Origin of the sequence: Pseudomonas sp. BN102 (assembly GCF_029871245.1) — a bacterium.
Lineage (GTDB): Bacteria > Pseudomonadota > Gammaproteobacteria > Pseudomonadales > Pseudomonadaceae > Metapseudomonas.
Genome location: NZ_SSON01000038.1, coordinates 80,662 through 98,558, shown reverse-complemented (window position 1 = coordinate 98,558; position 17,897 = coordinate 80,662). Strand labels below are relative to the sequence as shown.

Genomic DNA, 17,897 nt, shown 5'->3' with positions numbered 1-17,897 from the left:
GCGACCGGCGCATCCCGCCCGCTGATCGAACGCTCTGTTCGGCGGATGCAACCGAATGTTTCAAGGGTCGTGGTAGGCTGCGTCATCGATAGCAGCCTAAGCAGTTTCTTGCATGTCCACGGCCACCCTCCTACGCCACCACCGTCCATTCCTGGCCTTCTGGTTCGCCCGCGTCTGCACGGCGAGTGGCTTCCAGATGATCACCGTCGCCATCGGCTGGCATATCTACGAACTCACCGGCAGCGTCCTCGACCTGGGCCTGGTGGGACTGGTGGAGTTCCTGCCCCGTGTGCTCTTCATGCTCCACACCGGCCATGTGGCCGACCGCTTCGACCGCCGCCGCGTCGCGGCCCTGTGCCAGGTGCTGCAGGCCGTGGTGGCCGGTGTGCTGGTGTTCGCCAGCGCCACCGACAGCGCCAGCCGCGAGCTGATCTTCCTCGTGGCCTTCGTCCTCGGCGCCGCCCGCGCCTTCGAGATGCCGGCTACCCAGGCATTGCTGCCGAACATAGTCCCGGCCGAACTCTTCCCCCGCGCCGTGGCAGCCTCGGCCTCGGCCATGCAGGCTGCCACCATAGTCGCACCGGCCCTGGGCGGGCTGCTCTACGCCTTCGGCAGCCTCTGGGTCTATGGGCCGACGGCGGTGCTCTACATCGCCGCCTGCGTCCTGATGCTCGGTCTTTCGAGCAACCAGCAGCAGGCGAGCAAGGCCCCGGCCAACCTGGAAAACCTGCTCGCGGGCATCCGCTTCATCCGCAGCCGCCCGGACATACTCGGCGCCATCTCCCTGGACCTCTTCGCCGTATTGCTGGGTGGAGCCACCGCCCTGCTCCCGGTGTTCGCCAAGGACATCCTGCTCACCGGCCCCTGGGGCCTGGGCCTGCTGCGCTCGGCACCCGCGGTGGGGGCGCTGGTGATGTCCTTCTGGCTGGCGCGTTTCCCCATCGAGCGCAATGTGGGGCGGATCATGTTCACTTCGGTGGGGGTGTTCGGCGTGGCGACCATCGCCTTCGGCCTGTCCACCTCCGTCTGGTTCTCCCTGGCGGTGCTGGCCGTGCTCGGCGCCGCCGACATGATCAGCATGGTGATCCGCGGCGCCTTCGTGCAACTGCACACTCCGGACGAGATGCGCGGCCGGGTCAGCGCGGTGAACGGCCTGTTCATCGGCGCCTCCAACCAGCTGGGGGAATTCGAGTCCGGCGTCACCGCCGCCTGGTTCGGCACCGTGCCGGCGGTGGTCATGGGCGGGGTGGGCACCCTGCTGGTGACCGGGTTGTGGATCAAGCTGTTCCCCAGCTTGGCCAAGCGGGACAAGCTGCACTGAGCCTGCGATCTGCTCTCTGTGGGGGCGAATTCATTCGCCAAGGGCAGCGCAGCTGCCCCCTGAAGATCTGCAAGGCAGGTCTGCGACCTGCATAGCGATTGAAATCGCCCCCACAAAAAGAGCCCCCATGACAAAGCCCTTCACCTCTCAGGGCACCAGCATCGCCTTGGCCACTTCATTGCGCTTGGCCTTGCCGCAGAGCTGTTCCACCAGGGTCAGGGCGAAGGCCAGGGCGGTGCCGGGGCCCTGGCTGGTGATGCAGTTGCCGTCCACCACCACCGGTTGATCGACGAAGGTGCAGCCGGACAGGCGGTCGCTGAAGGAGGGGTAGCAGGTCATGCGCCGCTGGCGCAGCACGCCGTAGGGTTGCAGGGCCATGGCCGGGGATGCGCAGATGGCGGCGAAGAAGCCGCCGGCGGCAGCCTGCTCGCGCACCCGCTCGGCCAGCGGCTCGTGCTCGCCCAGGCGTTGGGCGCCGGGCATGCCGCCGGGCAGCACGATCAGGTCGTAGTCCTGGGCCAGCACGTCCAGCAGCATGGCGTCGGCGGTCAAGCGGGTGCCGCGGGCCAGGGTGATCATGCGCCGGTTCTCGACGCTGGCCACCACCGTCTTCACCTCGGCGCGCCGCAGCACGTCGATCAGAGTCACGGTTTCCAGGTCTTCCACGCCGTCGGCGACGGCGATCAGGGCATGGGGATGGGTGGGATGAGTCATGAATGTCCTCCTTGCCCCGGGAACCGAAGCTGTCTGTCCGGTCATAAATTCACCGCTCCGGGGTGAGCTGGTATGATGCGCGCCTTTTTTCAGACTGGCAGAGAAAAGTCCATGGCGCCTGGCCGCCGTGCATTTGTGCTTTTCTTTCTGCCAGCTGCATAACAATGACGCTGTGCGTCACGGGGAGCCACACATGCTGGAGAAGCTGTTCCAACTCAAGGCGCACGACACCAACGTGCGCACCGAGGTACTGGCCGGTCTGACGACCTTCCTGACGATGGCCTACATCCTGTTCGTCAACCCGGCCATCCTGGGCGAAACCGGCATGGACAAGGGCGCGGTCTTCGTCGCCACCTGCCTGGCCGCTGCCATCGGTTCGGCCACCATGGCGCTGATCGCCAACTACCCCATCGCCCTGGCTCCCGGCATGGGCTTGAACGCCTTCTTCACCTACACCGTGGTGCTGCAGATGGGCCACACCTGGCAGGTGGCCCTGGGCGCGGTGTTCCTCTCCGCCTGCATGTTCTTCCTGCTGTCGATCTTCAAGATCCGCGAATGGATCATCAACAGCATCCCGCTGGAGCTGCGCTCGGCCATCGCCGCGGGCATCGGCCTGTTCCTCGGGCTGATCGCCCTGCAAAAGGCCGGCATAGTCGCCGCCCACCCCGTGACCATGCTGACCGTCGGTGACCTGACCAAGCCCGAACCCATCCTCGCCGTGCTCGGCTTCTTCCTGATCATCGCCCTGGAAGCGCGCAAGGTGACCGGCGCCGTGCTGATCGGCATCCTCGCCGTGACCCTCTTCGGCATCGCCCTCGGCGTCTCCCAGTTCGGAGGCATTTTCTCCATGCCGCCGTCGCTGGCACCCACCTTCCTCCAGCTGGACATCAAGGGCGCGCTGGAAATCGGCCTGGTCAGCGTGATCTTCGCCTTCCTCTTCGTCGACCTGTTCGACAACTCCGGCACCTTGATCGCCGTAGCCAAGAAGGCCGGCCTGATGCGCGCCGACGGCTACATGCCGAAGATGGGCCGTGCCCTGATCGCCGACTCCACCGCCGCCATGGGCGGTTCCCTCCTGGGCACCTCCACCACCACCAGCTATATCGAATCCGCCGCGGGCGTCAGCGCCGGCGGCCGTACCGGCCTCACCGCCATGGTGGTGGCCGTGCTCTTCCTGCTGGCCCTGTTCCTCTCGCCGCTGGCGGGCAGCGTGCCGGCCTACGCCACCGCGCCGGCGCTGTTCTTCGTCGCCGTGCTGATGGCCTCGGGCCTGGCCGAGATCGACTGGCATGACCTGACCACCGCCGCGCCGGTGCTCATCACCACCCTGGCCATGCCCTTCACCTATTCCATTGCCGACGGCATCGCCTTCGGCTTCATCGCCTGGGCCGCGATCAAGACCCTGGCCGGCCGCTACAAGGAACTCAGCCCGGCCCTGGTGATCCTCGCCGTGCTCTTTGTTATCAAGATGGGTTTCTTCCACTGATGAGTCGTCCCCAGTTCGACCCGGCGGCCTATGCCGCCCAACTCGCCGAAAAGACGCAGCGCCTGAAGGCGCTGCTGGCGCCTTTCGCTGCGCCGGAGCCGGCAATCTTCGAGTCCCCCCGCGAGCATTACCGCCTGCGCGCCGAATTCCGCCTGTGGCGCGAGACCGGTGGCGAGAACCGCCACTACGCCATGTTCGAGGCCGGCGACAAGTTCAGCCCGGTGCTGATCGAGGACTTCCCCATCGCCAGCCGCCGCATCAACGAGCTGATGCCGCGTCTGAAGGCCGGCTGGCAGGCGAGCCAGGTGCTCTCCTTCAAGCTGTTCCAGGTGGAATTCCTAACCACCCTGGCCGGCGATGCGCTGATCACCCTCTGCTACCACCGCCCGCTGGACGAGGCCTGGCAGGCCGAAGCCGAGAAGCTCGCCGCCGAGCTGGGCGTAAGCCTGGTGGGCCGTTCCAAGGGCAAGCGCATCGTCATCGGCCGCGACTATGTCGAGGAAGAGCTGACCGTGGCCGGCCGCGCGTTCCGCTACCGCCAGCCGGAAGGCGCCTTCACCCAGCCCAATGGCGACGTGAACCAGAAGATGCTCGGCTGGGCCTTCGAGGCGCTCGGCGAGCGCAGCGACGACCTGCTGGAACTCTACTGCGGCAACGGCAACTTCACCCTGCCGCTGGCCACCCGCGTGCGCAAGGTGCTGGCCACCGAGATCAGCAAGACCTCGGTCAACGCCGCCCTGGCCAACCTGGCCGACAACGCCGTGGACAACGTCACCCTGGTGCGCCTTTCCGCCGAGGAGCTGACCGAAGCCCTGAACGAAGTGCGGCCCTTCCGCCGCCTCGCCGGCATCGATCTGAAGGCTTACGAGTTCGGCAGCGTCTTCGTCGACCCGCCGCGCGCCGGCATGGACCCGGACACCTGCGAACTGACCCGGCGCTTCGACCGCATCCTCTATATCTCCTGCAATCCGGAGACCCTGGCGGCGAACATCCAGCAGCTGAGCGATACCCATAAGGTCACGCGCTGCGCCCTGTTCGACCAGTTCCCCTATACCCATCACATGGAGTCGGGCGTCCTGCTGGAGCGCCGCTGAAAGGCTCGGGGCATAGGTAGGGTGGACAGCCCCCCGCGCCAGCCTTATCCCCCATCCAGCTTGCGCAACGCGGCAAAGGCCAACCCCGCCGAGACCACCTCGAACAGCAACGCATAGAGGTTGAAGGTCTGCCCCAGGCTGCCGTCCAGCCAGAGTCCACCGATCCGGCCCAGGGCCAGGGCGATGTAGACCAGCACCAGCAGGTCCAGCGCCGCCCGCGCCAGTTGCAGGCGCAGCTGGGCCAGCAGGAGGAAGGCGGCGATGCCCAGCGGCAGGCAGCCGTAGTAGGCGCGCACATCGGTGACCGCAGAAGGGTCCATCAGCAGCATGCCACTGAGGCTGGCCATCAGCTCCGGACGGATGAAGTAGGCCAGGCCTGCGCCTGTGAGTATCAGGGCCTGCAGGCCGAGCAGGATGCGGGTGAAGAGCATCGCTCTGGTCTCGCGTGGAGTGCAGGAAAAAGCATAGGCCGCCGGGGAACAGTCTGAAACAGACCTGTGCTTGGGGCCTGCGAGGCACGGCGCTATGCTGCCCTTCTTTGTCACCGGCCTGCCTGGCCGCATGGAGCTCAGCATGCGTTCCCTCCTCCTCCTCACCACCCTCTTCGCCGGCATCGCCCAGGCTGCCGAGCCCGTCACCATGGATGTCTACCGCGACCCCAACTGCGGCTGTTGCAAGGCCTGGATCAGTCACCTGCAGGAAAACGGCATCCAGGTCCGCGACCACGAGGAATCCGACATGGCCTCGGTCAAGACCCGCCTCGGCGTGCCCCACAGCCTGGGCTCCTGCCACACTGGCGTGGTGGATGGGAAATTCGTCGAGGGCCACGTGCCGGCCAGCGATGTGCTGAAGCTGCGCGGCCGTCCCGACCTGCTGGGCGCTGCCGTACCCGGCATGCCCGTCGGTTCGCCGGGCATGGAGATGGGCGATCGCGTCGACGCCTACCAGGTGATAGGCGTGGCCCAGGGCGGCCAGCGGAGCGTGCTGAGCGCGTATCCTGCACGCTGAGCGATCTCCCTCCACCGACGGCCGCCTGATGCGGCCGTTCTTTCTTCTGGAGCCTGAAATGGACTACTGGCAAGTCGATGTATTCGCCGAACGTGTGCTGGCCGGCAACGGCGTGGCGGTCTTTCCCGACTGCCGCGGCCTCTCCACCACCGCCATGCAGGAGTTGACCCGCGAACTGCGGCAGTTCGAGTCGATCTTCCTGGCGCCGCTGGACGGCCCCAACGCCTTCTCCGCGCGGGTGTTCACGGTGGAGGAGGAGCTGCCCTTCGCCGGCCACCCCATACTCGGCGCGGCGGCCCTGCTGCATCACCTGCACGGCGGCGCAGCGCCTGCCGACTGGCTGCTGCACCTTTCGGAGAAGCAGGTGCGCATCGCCACCCGGCACCAGGGCAAGGGCTTCTACGCGGAGATGGACCAGGGCCGCGCCGAGTTCGGCCAGGTCCTGGACGACGCCAGTGCCGACGCCTTCGCCGCCGCCTTCGGCAGCGAGCGCGACCGCCGCTTCCCCGCCCAGGTGGTCAGCACCGGCCTGCCCTACCTGCTGCTGCCGGTGACCGCCGCCGGCCTCGCCGCGGCGAAACAGCGCGAATTGCTCGACGACGCCCTGGCGGGAATAGGTGCAGCCTTCGTCTTCCTTATCGAGGTCGAGGCCCGCGAAGGCCGCACCTGGGACCCGCTGGGCGTGGTGGAGGATATCGCCACTGGCAGCGCCGCAGGCCCGGTGGCCGCCTGGATGGTGGAGCAGGGGCTGGAGTTCCACGGGCAACCCTTCGCCCTGTCCCAGGGGCGCTTCCTCGGCCGGCTGAGCCGGCTCGATGTGTGCGTGGGCGATGACGACCGGGTGAAGGTCGGCGGTAAGGTGCAGTTGCTGGCCCAGGCCCGCCTGCTGGCGGCCCCAGCGGATCTGGGCTGACGACCGGGCTGGCGGCACCTGCCGCCAGCGTCAACACTGAACACTCGCACAACGAAGGGAGAGCGATCATGCGCTGGCAACGTGCGCGTCGCAGCGACAATGTTCAAGATGCCGGAGGCATGGGGAGTGGCGGTATGCGCCTGGGCGGTGGCAAGAGCCTCGGCCTGGGCGGCATCGCGATAGTGGTGGTCGTGGCGCTGCTGATGGGCGAGGACCCGCTGCAGATACTCGGCGAGATCACCCAGCAAAACGCTTCGGTCAACCCGCAACAGCAATCGGCCATGCCCACGGGCGCGCCGGAAGAACGCGAATTCGTCCGCGCCATCCTCGGCGACACCGAAGACACCTGGCGCGCCATCTTCCAGGCCGCCGGCCGCCAGTACCAGGACCCGACCCTGGTGCTGTTCAACGGCGGCGTGCAATCGGCCTGCGGCTTCGCTTCCGCCGCAGTCGGCCCCTTCTACTGTCCGGGTGATCGCAAGGTCTACCTGGACCTGGACTTCTTCGAGGAAATGGCCCAGCGCTTCGAGGCCGCCGGCGACTTCGCCCAGGCCTATGTGATCGCCCATGAAGTGGGCCACCACGTGCAGACCCTGCTGGGTGTCTCCGCCAAGGTCAACGCCGCCCGCCAGCGCGGCGAACGGCTGGAAGGCGACAATGGCCTGCTGGTGCGCCAGGAATTGCAGGCCGATTGCCTGGCCGGTGTCTGGGCCTTCCACGCGCAGAAACGCCTGGACTGGCTGGAGCCCGGCGACCTGGAAGAAGCCCTCAACGCCGCCAACGCCATCGGCGACGACCGCCTGCAGAGCCGGGCACGCGGCCAGGTGATGCCCGACTCCTTCACCCACGGGACTTCGGCCCAGCGGGTGCGCTGGTTCAAGATGGGGTTCGAGCGTGGGGAAGTGGGGCGGTGCGATACCTTTGCCACGGCGAAGCTTTAGCTATGGGATACGCCGTAACCCTCTCCCCCCGCCCTCTCCCGCAGGCGGGAGAGGGGGCCTGATCGGCGCCCGAGTTCAGCATTTCCGCCAAGGCACGGACCACTCCCTCTCCGCTTGCGGGAGGGGGGATGATCGGTGCCCGAGCTCAGCATTTCCGCCAAGGCACGGACCACTCCCTCTCCGCTTGCGGGAGGGGGGATGATCGGTGCCCGAGTTCAGCATTTCCGCCAAGGCACGGACCACTCCCTTTCCGCTTGCGGGAGGGGGATGATCGGTGCCCGAGCTCAGCATTTCCGCCAAGGCACGGACCGCCCCCTCTCCCGCTTGCGGGAGAGGGCTGGGGAGAGGGTCAACGCGGTTCGACCACCGCTCGCCTGATGACTTCGAGTACCGAGTCCGTTTCACCCAGCACTTCGTGGTTCCAGAAGCGCAGCACCCGGTAGCCCTGCTTGATGAAGTAGCGGTCGCGCTCTGCATCCCGCGCCACTTGCTCCTGGTGTTGCCCGCCATCCAACTCGATGACCAGCCTGTACTCCAGGCAGATGAAGTCGACTATGTAGCGCCCCATGGGCTTCTGCCGCTTGAACTTGAGCCCGAGAAAGCGGTGACCACGCAGGTAATACCAGAGATGACGCTCGGCGTCGGTCATGTTGCTGCGCAATTGCCTGGCGTTGTGTTTCAGGTCCATTGAGCCTCCTTGCTCGCTTACTCCCTCTCCCCCCGCCCTCTCCCGCAAGCGGGAGAGGGGGCTATCCCTGCCACACCCGGCACCCCGTCTCCTGCTCTACACCTTCCTCAACCCCGCACCATCCCCATCAACTCCCCACAATCGCGCGCGAACCAGTCCGCCAGCTCTGGCCAGGGGTTCTCCGGCAGGTTCACCAGCACGGTGCTCGCCCCGGCCGCGCGGCCGCAGTCGAGGTCGAAGCGGTAGTCGCCCACCATTACCAGTCGCCGGGGCTCTACCTGCCAGCGGTCGGCCAGGTGCAGCAGGCCGCCGGGGTGGGGTTTTGGCGGGGCTTCGCCGCGGCCGAGGATGTCGTCGGTGGCGAAGCAGTCGCCGAGGCCGATGGCTTCGAGGGTGAGCAACGCCAGTTCGTGGGCGTTGCGGGTGAGGATGCCGAGCCGGCAGCCGCGCTGGTGGAGTTCACGTACCAGCTCGATGGCACCGCTGGCAGGACGGGCGTTCTGCGCCAGCTCCCGTTCGTGCTCCAGCAGCCAGGCATGCTTGGCGTTCGCCTCCTCCTCGGGCAGGGCCGCCAGGTGGTGGAGGATGTCGTCCTCTGGCGGTATGTCCAGGGACTGGCGTATGGCGGCGAAGTCATGCACGGCGATGGTCAGGGTGCCATCCATGTCGAACACCCAGTGGCGGAACTGCGCCAGGATCAAAGGGACGCTCACTTCCAGTCCTCGCGCAGACGGGTCAGGCCTTCCTGGGCCACGGACGCCACCAGCTGGCCGGCGCGGTTGAAGATGCTGCCGCGGGAGAAGCCGCGAGCATTGCCGGCCCAGGGACTGTCCATGGAGTAGAGCAGCCAGTCGTCCGCGCGCAGGTCGCGGTGGAACCACAGGGCGTGGTCGAGGCTCGCCACCTGCATGAACTTCTGCCACACCGAGACGCCGTGGGGCAGCATCGAGGTGGTCAGCAGGCCGAAGTCGGAGGCGTAGGCCAGGACGTATTTATGGATGGCGCGGATATCCGGCAGATTGCCGTCGGCGCGGAACCAGATGTGCTTGATCGGCTCGCCCGGCTTGGGGTCGTAAGGGTTTTCCGCAGTGACAAGGCGGATTTCGATGGGCTTGGCGCAGAGGAATTTGTCGCGCACCCGCTCGGACAGCAGGTGGGCGTTCTGCCGGGCGATTTCCAGCTCGCTGGGGAGGCTCTCCGGACCCGGCACCTGGGGCATGGCCAACTGGTGCTCGAAGCCTTCCTCGTCCTGCTGGAAGGAGGCGCTGCAGGTGAAGATCGGCTGGCCCTTCTGGATCGCGGTGACGCGGCGGGTACTGAAGCTGCCGCCGTCGCGCACCCGGTCCACCGAGTAGACCACCGGCAGGCTGGCATCGCCCGGGCGCAGGAAGTAGCCGTGAAGGGAATGCACGTGGCGCTCGTCCTCCACTGTCTGGCTGGCGGCGGAGAGGGACTGGCCGAGCACCTGGCCGCCGAACAGCTGGCGGAAGCCCAGGTCCTGGCTGACGCCGCGGAACAGGTTCTCCTCGATGGACTCGAGGCTCAGCAGGGCGACCAGTTCGTCGAGCACCTGGGTCATGGAAATCTCCTCAGCAAGGCTGCCGCCCCGGTCATGGCCGGGGCGGTCGTCGTAGTTCAGGATAGGCCGGCAGCGTCGTCAGGCGCTCGTCCCACAGCGCGCGGCCCAGGGTGAAATGGTAAAGGCTTTGCCAGCGGCTGTCGGCAATCTCCAGCAATTCGTGTACCGCATCATCGAAGTAGCAGCCGATGCCGGTGCCGGACAGCCCGGCCGCCTCGGCCTCCAGGTAGAGAAGCTGGCCGATCTGGCCGCACTCCCAGTACAACCGCGGGTAATGCCAGGCGCCCTGATCCAGGGCGGCGTCGAAGCGCGCGAGCATGGCCAGGGCGACGCAGCCATCGGCGGCGATGTCCTGGCCGCAGGAGAGGAAGCCCGCCAGGCCACGGGCGTCGCCTTCCAGCAGGCGGTACAGCGGCAGCTCGTCGCTGGCCCGCTGCCAGAGGAAATCCTTGCGCAGGCCAGCCGCCAGCTCATCGTCGGGGGCGGCGCCGCGGGCCAGCCAGTAAAGGCCCGGCGCCAGGCCCTGGACACGGTGGACGAAGAGCAGCAAATCGACCCGGGGTGCGCCCAGGCTGGCGAAGGGAACCGGCGAATGCTCCGGCAGCAGGCGGCGCAGCCAGGCCAGCAGCAATTCCGCCTGGATGCCACTGCGGCCGTCCATCGACTGGGCGCTACGTCGCCGGTGCAGCAGCGGGCGTAGCGGCAGGCCGGGGTTATCCACCGTGGCGGCGGCAACCGCCGCGCGCCAGTCGGCCAGGGGCTGGCGCGGCGCACGGCACAGGGCGTGGACGCGCTCCAGCTCCGGCCAATGGTGCTGCTCGCGGGACAGGCGATTGGGCGTGCCCTGCAGCTCCAGCGCGGCCAGGCCGGCCAGCAGTTGTTGATCCAGGGCGAACTCCGCATCCCGGGGCGGACCTATCCAGAGCAGCGCATCGGCGTACTCGTCTTCGACGAAGCCCGGCCGGTCCAGTCCCAGCACGCCGTCCAGCGCTGCCTCGGCGACATTGCCGAGCAACCGCACTTGCCAGCCGAGGGCGCTGGCGGCCAGGGCCAGGGCAGCCAGGGCGTGGCCGAGGTCGTGGTGGCAATAGCGGTAGGCGCGTTCGCCGTACTTCCAGGCCTCGCGCCAGGGGATGCTGGCCAGGCCGAGGAGCAAGCCCCCCGCCGGCAGAGCCGCCGCCAGCTGCGCGGCCAGGGGCACCGGCAATTCGGCGCGGACCTCCAGGGCGTGGAGATCCGGCGCGTAATGGGCCAGCAGCGCGCCCTCCTCCACCACGCCGGGCGGCAGCAGAAGATAGGCCTCGGTCGGGTGCAGGTTGCCCGAGGATGGATTGACCCGCAGGGCCCAGCGACTGCCGCCGGCCTCCTTCCAGGCGGAGATGGCCAGGCTGTCGTAGAGCAGCTGGGACAGGCTCTCGCGGTTCAGCGGCGCCGGCGGACCGATCGGGCCCGCGAATACGGCGTCGTAGGGCGGGGTCTCCTCCAGCGGGCGCTGCCAGAGCTCCAGCAGCCGCGCGCCGGCGTAGCGGCGGAAGGGCGCCGGCTGGGTGGCCCAGTCCAGCTGGCCGGGACCGGGGGCGAAGCGATCCGGGCGGTGTTTGCTCAGTTCGTGGTAGGCGCGCACTGCATCGCTCATCGCAACGCCTCCCATTCGGCGCGGCCGAGCCGATAGAGGACATGGCGCCGCAGCGGGTGGCCTGGCGGCAGACCCGGGTGCTCGAAGTCCCCGTCGAAGTCGCGCTGCATGCCGATGCGCTCCATCACGGCCTGCGAACGCAGGTTGGCCGGCACGGTGAAGGCCACCACTTCCGCCAGGAGCAGCCGCTCGAAGGCAAAGGCCAGGGCCGCCTGGGCCGCCTCGCTGGCCAGTCCCTGCCCCCAGTGGGGGCGCATGAAGCGCCAGCCGATTTCCACCGCCGGGGTGAAAGGCGCCTCGAAGCTCACGTTCTGCAGGCCGAGCACGCCGACGAAGGCACCATCGCCGGCGCGCTCCACTATCCACTGGCCGAAGCCGTGGTCCTGGAAGTGCTGGCGTATGCGCGCGGCCAGGGCATCGCTTTCCTCGCGGCTCATGCAGGCGGGGAAATGGCGCATCACCTCGGGGTCGGCATTCAGCGCGGCGAAGGCCGTCAGGTCATCGTCGCGCCAGGTGCGTAGGCGCAGACGCGGGGTGTCGAGTTCGATGGAGGGCACGGGAGTTTCTCTTGAGCCGGGCTCGAAGCGCCCATCATACTGCCGCCGTAACACCGCCGAGTGCTGATCGATGTTCCTGCCGCTGGTCTACCACGACGACTACAACCCGCCATTCCCTGCGGAGCACCGTTTTCCCATGGAGAAGTTCCGCCTGCTCTACGAGCATCTGCTGGAAAGCGGCCTGGCTACCGACGAGCACCTGCATCGACCGGACATCTGTCCGCCGGAGGTGCTGGCCCTGACCCATTGCCCTGACTACATCCAGCGATTCCTTAAAGGCGAACTCGGCCGCGAGGAACAGCGCCGCCTGGGTCTGCCCTGGAGCCCCCCGCTGGCGCGGCGCACCGTGCGCGCGGTGGGCGGCTCGCTGCTGGCCGCCGAGCTGGCCCTGGAGCATGGCCTGGCCTGCCACCTGGCCGGCGGCACCCACCATGCCCACTTCGACCACGCGGCGGGCTTCTGCATATTCAACGACCTGGCGGTGGTCAGCCGCTACCTGCTGGAAGCCGGCCGCGTGCAGCGGGTGCTGATCTTCGACTGCGACGTGCACCAGGGCGACGGCACCGCGCGGCTGCTGGCCGATACGGCGGAGGCCATCACCGTGTCCATGCACTGCGAGAAGAACTTCCCCGCGCGCAAGGCCGAGAGCGACTGGGACATTCCCCTGCCCATGGGCATGGGCGACGCCGACTACCTGCAGGTTATGGAGGACGCGCTGAACTACCTGCTGCCCCTCTACCAGCCGGACCTGGTGCTCTACGACGCCGGTGTGGACGTGCACAAGGACGATGCCCTGGGCTACCTGCAACTCACCGACGCCGGCGTCGCCGAGCGTGACGAACGGGTGATCCGCCACTGCCTGGGCCGGGACATCCCGGTGGTGGGGCTCATCGGCGGCGGCTACGACAAGGACCGCGCGGCGCTGGCTCGTCGGCACGGCATCCTCCACCACAGTGCGGACAAGGTCTGGCGGGGGATGGGGCTGGGGGCTTGAAGGTGATCCTTGCGGGGGCGAATTTATTCGCCAAGGGCTGCGACCTACGAAAGCCTGCGCGGTGCAGTAGAATGCGCCCTCCCCTACTCCTGCACCCTTGCCCCCATGAAAAACACCTCCCCCTTCGTCGCCATCATCGGCGGCGGCCCGGCCGGGCTGATGGCTGCCGAAGTCCTGGCCAAGGGCGGCGCGCGCGTGGAGCTGTTCGATGCCATGCCGTCGGTGGGCCGCAAGTTCCTGTTGGCCGGCGTGGGCGGGATGAACATCACCCACTCCGAAGCCAAGGCGCCCTTCCTGGGCCGCTACGGCGCGCGCCGCGATGAGGTCGCCGCGCTGCTGGAGGACTTCGGCTCCGAGGAGCTGCGCCAGTGGATCCACGATCTGGGCATCGACACCTTCGTCGGCAGCTCGGGCCGGGTCTTCCCCACCGACATGAAAGCGGCGCCGCTGCTGCGCGCCTGGCTCAAACGCCTGCGCGAGCAGGGCGTGCTTATCCACACCCGCCAACGCTGGCTGGGCTGGGACGACCAGGGCGCCCTGCGTATCGCCACCCCGAACGGCGAAACCCTGCTGGCGGCCGATGCCTGCCTGCTGGCGCTCGGCGGCGGTAGCTGGGCGCGACTGGGTTCGGACGGCGCCTGGGTACCACTTCTGGAGAATCGCGGCATCCGCATCGCGCCCCTCGAGCCGAGCAATTGCGGCTTCGACGTGGCCGGCTGGAGCCCGCTGCTACTGGAGAAGTTCGCCGGCGCACCGATCAAGCCGGTGGCCATCCGCCTGGATGACGGGGTGCCGCGCCAGGGCGAATTCGTGCTCACCGCCACGGGCGTGGAAGGCAGCCTGATCTACGCCTTCTCCGCCGCCATCCGCGAGCGGATCAAGGCCACCGGCAGCGCCACGGTGCACCTCGACCTGCTGCCCAACCAGCCCCTGGACAAGGTCGCCAAGGCCCTGGCCCGGCCCCGCGGTTCGCGCTCCATGGCCAAGCACCTGCACGGCCAGCTCGGTATCGACGGTGCCCGTGCCGGCCTGCTGCGCGAGCTGGCGGCCAAGGACGACTTCCTCGACCCCGCGCGCCTGGCCGCCGTGATCAAGAGCCTGCCGCTGACGCTGGTGCGGGCGCGACCGCTGGACGAAGCCATCAGCTCGGCTGGCGGCGTGCCCTTCGAGGCTCTGGATGACGGGCTGATGCTCAAGGACCTGCCTGGGGTTTTCTGCGCCGGGGAAATGCTCGACTGGGAAGCCCCCACCGGCGGCTACCTGCTCACCGCCTGCTTCGCCAGCGGGCGCATCGCCGCGCGCGGCATGCTGCACTGGCTTTCGCTGCAGCGCCAGCTCACGTAGCATCCAGCGCCAGGCCCCGGCAGAGGGCCACCTGCACCGTGCTTGGCTGTCCATTGGAACTGTCGGGGAACCCCTTCCATGAACACGCTGGACACCATCGAGATCAAAACCTTCGTCCCGGCGAAGGACTATCCACAGAGCAAGGCCTTCTACCTCGACCTCGGCTTCAAGCCGGGCGGCGAGTCCGCTGAAGTGACCTACTTCAGCCACGGCGATTGCGCCTTCCTGTTACAGAACTTCTACGCCCGGGAGCTGGCGGAGAACCTGATGATGCATCTGCTGGTCAAGGACGTTGAGTCCTGGTGGCGGATGGTCCAGGACTCCGGCGTGATCGAGCGCTACGGCGTGCGCGTGGTGCCGCCCCAGGACCAGCCCTGGGGCATGCGCGATTTCATTCTCTTCGATCCCAGCGGCGTCCTTTGGCGCATCGGACAGAACATCTGATCGGAAGCTGCCCGGGTGGTGTCGGCTGGCGCCCGGCCAGCGACTATGCTTGCCCTGAGCCCAGCTTTTTCCATGCGGTGCCCCTAATGTGATCCCCCTTCTCGTCTGCGACGACTCGATGATGGCGCGCAAGCAGTTGATCCGCGCGCTACCGCTGGACTGGCCGGTCCACATCACTCAGGCCAGCCACGGTGAAGAAGCCCTAGAAGCTATCCGCCACGGACACGGCCAGGTGGTTCTGCTTGACCTCACCATGCCGATAATGGACGGCTACCAGGTGCTCGGCCGGATTCGCGACGAGGGCCTGAAGTCCAAGGTGGTGGTGGTTTCCGGGGATATCCAGGAAGAGGCCCAGCGGCGTGTCCACGAGCTGGGCGCGCTGGCCTTCATCCGTAAACCGGCCGACCCGGACGAGCTGCGGGAGACCCTGATCAGCCTCGGCCTGTTGCGACCGGCGCCTTCCAGCAGTCCGGTCACCGGCGTGCCCGGCCGCGCCGACCCGGACCTGCGGGTGAACTTCCGCGACGCCCTGCGCGAGGTGAGCAACGTCGCCATGGGCCGCGCCGCCGCCCTGCTGGCGCGCGTACTCCGAGTCTTCGTGCGGTTGCCGGTGCCCAACGTCAACCTCTTCGAGGTCAGCGAACTGCACATGGCCCTGGCCGATGCCCAGCGCGGCCAGCGCATCTCCGCGGTGTGCCAGGGTTTCATCGGCGACTCCATCGCCGGCGAGGCGCTGCTGCTGTATCACGATGCCGAGAGCGCCGAGATCGCACGCCTGCTCGGCTGGAACCCCCAGGGCGAGGCCGGCCAGGCGGAAATGCTGCTCGACCTGGCGAGTATCTTGATTGGCGCCTGCCTGGCCGGCATCGCCGAGCAGATCGACGTGCGTTTCTCCCAGGGCCACCCGCAGCTGCTCGGCCAGCACAGCTCCATCGAGCGGCTGTTCCAACTCAACCGCCGACGCTGGCGCAAGACCCTGGCGGTGGAGATCAGCTACGCCATCGAAGACCACAACCTGCACTTCGACCTGCTCTTGCTGTTCACCGAAACCTCCATCGCGCGCCTGACCCAGAAGATCCACTACCTGATGGACTGACCCATGCCGGCACAGATCGATTTCAAGGAACTCCACTGGCTGCTCGACATCGTCCAGTGCCTGGACGTCGGCGTGGTGGTCCTGGACCGCCAGTACCGGGTCGAGGTGTGGAACAGCTTCATGGAAAACCACTCCGGCCTCGGCCCCGACCGGGTGCACGGCAAGAATCTCTTCGAGCTGTTCCCGGAGATCGACCGCATCTGGCTGAGGCGCAAGGTGGATACCGTGCTGCAACTGGGCACACGTGCCTTCAGCCTGTGGGAACAGCGGCCCTACCTGATCCGCTTCGAGAACTACCGGCCCATCACCGGCGAAGAGGACTTCATGTACCAGAACATCACCCTGTTGCCGCTGGCCACCGCCGGCGGACAGGTGGAGCGGGTGTGCCTGGTGATCACCGACATGACCGAGGTGGCGCGGTTGAAGAAGCGGTTGGCGGAAGCTGGCGGCTCATAGGTCCTGCTTCAGGGCCCTGGAATCTTGTGGGGGCGATTTCAATCGCTAAGCAGGCCAAAGGCCTGCCCTCTGGAATCCCACCGGGGCAGCTGCGCTGCCCTTAGCGAATGAATTCGCCCCCACAGGAAAAAGCGACGCCCCCCTCCTATTTGATGTACCACCCCCAAGGCTCCCGGCTGCGGTACTCGGTGATCTGTTTCACCTCCAGGTAGTTGTCCAATCCCCAGCGGCCCAGCTCGCGGCCGATGCCGCTCTGCTTCATGCCACCCCAGGGCGCCTGGGTGAAGGTGGGTTGCGAGCAGTTGACCCAGACGATGCCGGCGCGCAGCCCGTTGGCCACCCGCGCGGCGCGTTCCAGGTCGGCGCTCATCACCGCCGCGGCCAGGCCGAAGCGGCTGTCATTGGCCTGGCGCAGGGCCTCGGCTTCGGTCTTGAAGCGCTTCACGCAGAGCACCGGGCCGAAGATTTCCTCGCGCCAGATGCGCGCGTTGTCTGCCGGCTCTGCAAACACCGCCGGCTCGACGAAGTAGCCGTGGGACAGGTGCGCCGGGCGCTTGCCGCCGGTGAGCAGGCTGGCCTCCTGGCGGCCCTGCTCGATCATGCCCGTGACCTTCTGGTACTGCCCGGCACTCACCAGCGGCCCCAGCAACACGCCGCGCTCCAGGCCCGGGCCGATGCTGATGCGCCGCGTCTCTTCCACCAGGCGCTCGATCAGGCGCTCGGCGATGCCCTCCTGCACCAGCAGCCGCGAGGTGGCGCTGCACACCTGGCCCTGGTTCCAGAAGATGCCGAACATGATCCATTCCACCGCGGCCTCCACCTCGGCGTCGTCGAAGACAATGAAGGCCGACTTGCCGCCCAGCTCCAGACTGATGTTCTTGATGTCGGCAGCGGCCGCCGACATGATCTTCGCCCCCGTCGGCACGCTGCCGGTGAAGGCCAGCTTGTCCACCCCCGGATGCTGGCTGAGGGGGCCGCCAGCCTCGCTGCCCAGCCCCGTGACTACGTTCAGCACGCCAGACGGCAGGCCGACCCGCTCGGCGGTAGCGGCCAGTTCCAGGGCGGTCAGGGGTGTCAGCTCGGAGGGCTTGAGCACACAGGTGGCGCCTGCCGCCAGGGCCGGGGCGACCTTCCAGGCGGCCATCAGCAGTGGGTAGTTCCAAGGGATGATCTGCCCCGCCACGCCCACCGGCTCATAGCGGACGCGGCAGCTGAAGCGTTCGTCCGGCAGTGCCAGGGGCTGGTCCTGGCGGCCGTCCAGCTCCCGTGCCAGCTCGGCGTAGTAGCGGAAGCAGCCGATGGCATCGCTTATATCCCATTGCGCCTCCGGGAGCGGCTTGCCGTTGTCGCGCACCTCCAGCACCGCCAGGGCGTCCTGGCGGCTTTCCAGGTCCGCGGCGAGGGCCTCCAGCCAGGCGGCGCGCTCGGCTCCGCTGCTTTGCCCCCAGCCGCGATTGAAGGCCTGGCGGGCGGCGTGCACGGCATGGTCGATGTCTTCCTCGGTGGCCGCCGGCACGCGCTGGATCAGGTCGCCGTTGCTGGGGTCCAGCACTTCGAAATAGCCGCCCAGGTCGGGGCGGACCCATTGCCCGTTGATGTACAGCTGGTCACGCATGGTTGGCTCCC

At 67.7% G+C, this 17,897-nt stretch carries 19 protein-coding genes; 11 read left to right on the top strand and 8 right to left on the bottom strand.

Annotated elements, in window-relative coordinates:
* Positions 1-112 precede the first annotated feature (112 nt).
* Complete coding sequence (locus tag E8F12_RS06885; RefSeq protein WP_280324528.1) at positions 113-1,321, top strand: MFS transporter; 1,209 nt, start codon at positions 113-115, stop codon at positions 1,319-1,321.
* A 147-nt stretch (positions 1,322-1,468) separates the two neighbouring features.
* Here E8F12_RS06885 and E8F12_RS06880 read toward each other — a convergent pair whose 3' ends face one another.
* A complete protein-coding gene (locus E8F12_RS06880) occupies positions 1,469-2,035 on the bottom strand; it encodes a DJ-1 family glyoxalase III (protein WP_280324527.1) in 567 nt (188 codons plus the stop codon).
* Between the two features lie 193 nt (positions 2,036-2,228).
* Here E8F12_RS06880 and E8F12_RS06875 point away from each other — a divergent pair, with 193 nt between their 5' ends.
* The gene (locus tag E8F12_RS06875) at positions 2,229-3,521 is read left to right on the top strand and encodes an NCS2 family permease (protein WP_280289811.1); all 1,293 of its coding nucleotides are present in this window, start codon (positions 2,229-2,231) and stop codon (positions 3,519-3,521) included.
* Positions 3,521-4,615: a tRNA (uridine(54)-C5)-methyltransferase TrmA gene (gene trmA / locus E8F12_RS06870; protein WP_280324526.1), complete on the top strand. Its 1,095-nt coding sequence runs from the start codon at positions 3,521-3,523 to the stop codon at positions 4,613-4,615. Before E8F12_RS06875 ends, trmA begins: the two co-directional genes overlap by 1 nt.
* Positions 4,616-4,659: 44 nt before the next feature.
* Here trmA and E8F12_RS06865 read toward each other — a convergent pair whose 3' ends face one another.
* Positions 4,660-5,046 carry a DUF4345 domain-containing protein gene (locus E8F12_RS06865; RefSeq protein ID WP_280324525.1) on the bottom strand — a complete coding sequence of 129 codons (387 nt, stop codon included), beginning with the start codon at positions 5,044-5,046 and terminating at the stop codon, positions 4,660-4,662.
* A gap of 142 nt (positions 5,047-5,188) precedes the next feature.
* Between E8F12_RS06865 and E8F12_RS06860 the strand changes: the two genes are divergently transcribed.
* From E8F12_RS06860 to E8F12_RS06850, 3 genes are all read left to right on the top strand, one after another.
* On the top strand, positions 5,189-5,623 hold the full coding sequence (locus E8F12_RS06860; protein WP_280324524.1) for a DUF411 domain-containing protein: 435 nt from the start codon (positions 5,189-5,191) through the stop codon (positions 5,621-5,623).
* Between the two features lie 58 nt (positions 5,624-5,681).
* A complete protein-coding gene (locus tag E8F12_RS06855; RefSeq protein ID WP_280324523.1) occupies positions 5,682-6,536 on the top strand; it encodes a PhzF family phenazine biosynthesis protein in 855 nt (284 codons plus the stop codon).
* 68 nt (positions 6,537-6,604) lie between these two features.
* Positions 6,605-7,477, top strand: coding sequence for a neutral zinc metallopeptidase (locus E8F12_RS06850; protein WP_280324522.1), 873 nt, complete (start codon positions 6,605-6,607; stop codon positions 7,475-7,477).
* A 349-nt stretch (positions 7,478-7,826) separates the two neighbouring features.
* On the opposite strand, the gene E8F12_RS06845 is transcribed toward E8F12_RS06850, so the two are convergent.
* The 5 genes from E8F12_RS06845 to E8F12_RS06825 all read right to left on the bottom strand — a co-directional run bounded on the left by E8F12_RS06845 (position 7,827) and on the right by E8F12_RS06825 (position 11,937).
* Complete coding sequence (locus E8F12_RS06845; RefSeq protein ID WP_280324521.1) at positions 7,827-8,165, bottom strand: endonuclease domain-containing protein; 339 nt, start codon at positions 8,163-8,165, stop codon at positions 7,827-7,829.
* Between the two features lie 107 nt (positions 8,166-8,272).
* A complete protein-coding gene (locus E8F12_RS06840; protein ID WP_280324542.1) occupies positions 8,273-8,866 on the bottom strand; it encodes an HAD family hydrolase in 594 nt (197 codons plus the stop codon).
* An 8-nt stretch (positions 8,867-8,874) separates the two neighbouring features.
* Entirely contained in the window at positions 8,875-9,744 is an 870-nt protein-coding gene (gene tesB / locus E8F12_RS06835) for an acyl-CoA thioesterase II (RefSeq protein WP_280324520.1), read from the bottom strand.
* A 31-nt stretch (positions 9,745-9,775) separates the two neighbouring features.
* The gene (locus E8F12_RS06830) at positions 9,776-11,380 is read right to left on the bottom strand and encodes a nitroreductase family protein (RefSeq protein WP_280324519.1); all 1,605 of its coding nucleotides are present in this window, start codon (positions 11,378-11,380) and stop codon (positions 9,776-9,778) included.
* The gene (locus tag E8F12_RS06825) at positions 11,377-11,937 is read right to left on the bottom strand and encodes a GNAT family N-acetyltransferase (protein WP_280324518.1); all 561 of its coding nucleotides are present in this window, start codon (positions 11,935-11,937) and stop codon (positions 11,377-11,379) included. Before E8F12_RS06825 ends, E8F12_RS06830 begins: the two co-directional genes overlap by 4 nt.
* A gap of 70 nt (positions 11,938-12,007) precedes the next feature.
* On the opposite strand from E8F12_RS06825, the gene E8F12_RS06820 reads away from it, so the two are divergent.
* The 5 genes from E8F12_RS06820 to E8F12_RS06800 all read left to right on the top strand — a co-directional run bounded on the left by E8F12_RS06820 (position 12,008) and on the right by E8F12_RS06800 (position 16,271).
* Positions 12,008-12,931 (top strand): histone deacetylase, encoded by a 924-nt coding sequence (locus E8F12_RS06820; RefSeq protein ID WP_280324517.1) that lies wholly within the window; start codon positions 12,008-12,010, stop codon positions 12,929-12,931.
* 105 nt (positions 12,932-13,036) lie between these two features.
* Positions 13,037-14,275 (top strand): TIGR03862 family flavoprotein, encoded by a 1,239-nt coding sequence (locus E8F12_RS06815; protein ID WP_280324516.1) that lies wholly within the window; start codon positions 13,037-13,039, stop codon positions 14,273-14,275.
* A 78-nt stretch (positions 14,276-14,353) separates the two neighbouring features.
* Positions 14,354-14,719 carry a VOC family protein gene (locus E8F12_RS06810; protein WP_280324515.1) on the top strand — a complete coding sequence of 122 codons (366 nt, stop codon included), beginning with the start codon at positions 14,354-14,356 and terminating at the stop codon, positions 14,717-14,719.
* Positions 14,720-14,807: 88 nt separating this feature from the next.
* Complete coding sequence (locus tag E8F12_RS06805; protein ID WP_280324514.1) at positions 14,808-15,815, top strand: response regulator; 1,008 nt, start codon at positions 14,808-14,810, stop codon at positions 15,813-15,815.
* Between the two features lie 3 nt (positions 15,816-15,818).
* A complete protein-coding gene (locus tag E8F12_RS06800) occupies positions 15,819-16,271 on the top strand; it encodes a PAS domain-containing protein (protein WP_280324513.1) in 453 nt (150 codons plus the stop codon).
* Positions 16,272-16,416: 145 nt separating this feature from the next.
* On the opposite strand, the gene E8F12_RS06795 is transcribed toward E8F12_RS06800, so the two are convergent.
* Positions 16,417-17,886 carry an aldehyde dehydrogenase family protein gene (locus E8F12_RS06795; protein WP_280324512.1) on the bottom strand — a complete coding sequence of 490 codons (1,470 nt, stop codon included), beginning with the start codon at positions 17,884-17,886 and terminating at the stop codon, positions 16,417-16,419.
* Positions 17,887-17,897: the final 11 nt, after the last annotated feature.

Coding starts and splice junctions, on each gene's coding strand:
- E8F12_RS06885 (WP_280324528.1), top strand. CDS start 113: ATGTCCACGGCCACCCTCCTACGCCACCACCGTCCATTCCTGGCCTTC.
- E8F12_RS06880 (WP_280324527.1), bottom strand. CDS start 2,035: ATGACTCATCCCACCCATCCCCATGCCCTGATCGCCGTCGCCGACGGC.
- E8F12_RS06875 (WP_280289811.1), top strand. CDS start 2,229: ATGCTGGAGAAGCTGTTCCAACTCAAGGCGCACGACACCAACGTGCGC.
- trmA (WP_280324526.1), top strand. CDS start 3,521: ATGAGTCGTCCCCAGTTCGACCCGGCGGCCTATGCCGCCCAACTCGCC.
- E8F12_RS06865 (WP_280324525.1), bottom strand. CDS start 5,046: ATGCTCTTCACCCGCATCCTGCTCGGCCTGCAGGCCCTGATACTCACA.
- E8F12_RS06860 (WP_280324524.1), top strand. CDS start 5,189: ATGCGTTCCCTCCTCCTCCTCACCACCCTCTTCGCCGGCATCGCCCAG.
- E8F12_RS06855 (WP_280324523.1), top strand. CDS start 5,682: ATGGACTACTGGCAAGTCGATGTATTCGCCGAACGTGTGCTGGCCGGC.
- E8F12_RS06850 (WP_280324522.1), top strand. CDS start 6,605: ATGCGCTGGCAACGTGCGCGTCGCAGCGACAATGTTCAAGATGCCGGA.
- E8F12_RS06845 (WP_280324521.1), bottom strand. CDS start 8,165: ATGGACCTGAAACACAACGCCAGGCAATTGCGCAGCAACATGACCGAC.
- tesB (WP_280324520.1), bottom strand. CDS start 9,744: ATGACCCAGGTGCTCGACGAACTGGTCGCCCTGCTGAGCCTCGAGTCC.
- E8F12_RS06830 (WP_280324519.1), bottom strand. CDS start 11,380: ATGAGCGATGCAGTGCGCGCCTACCACGAACTGAGCAAACACCGCCCG.
- E8F12_RS06820 (WP_280324517.1), top strand. CDS start 12,008: ATGTTCCTGCCGCTGGTCTACCACGACGACTACAACCCGCCATTCCCT.
- E8F12_RS06815 (WP_280324516.1), top strand. CDS start 13,037: ATGAAAAACACCTCCCCCTTCGTCGCCATCATCGGCGGCGGCCCGGCC.
- E8F12_RS06810 (WP_280324515.1), top strand. CDS start 14,354: ATGAACACGCTGGACACCATCGAGATCAAAACCTTCGTCCCGGCGAAG.
- E8F12_RS06800 (WP_280324513.1), top strand. CDS start 15,819: ATGCCGGCACAGATCGATTTCAAGGAACTCCACTGGCTGCTCGACATC.
- E8F12_RS06795 (WP_280324512.1), bottom strand. CDS start 17,886: ATGCGTGACCAGCTGTACATCAACGGGCAATGGGTCCGCCCCGACCTG.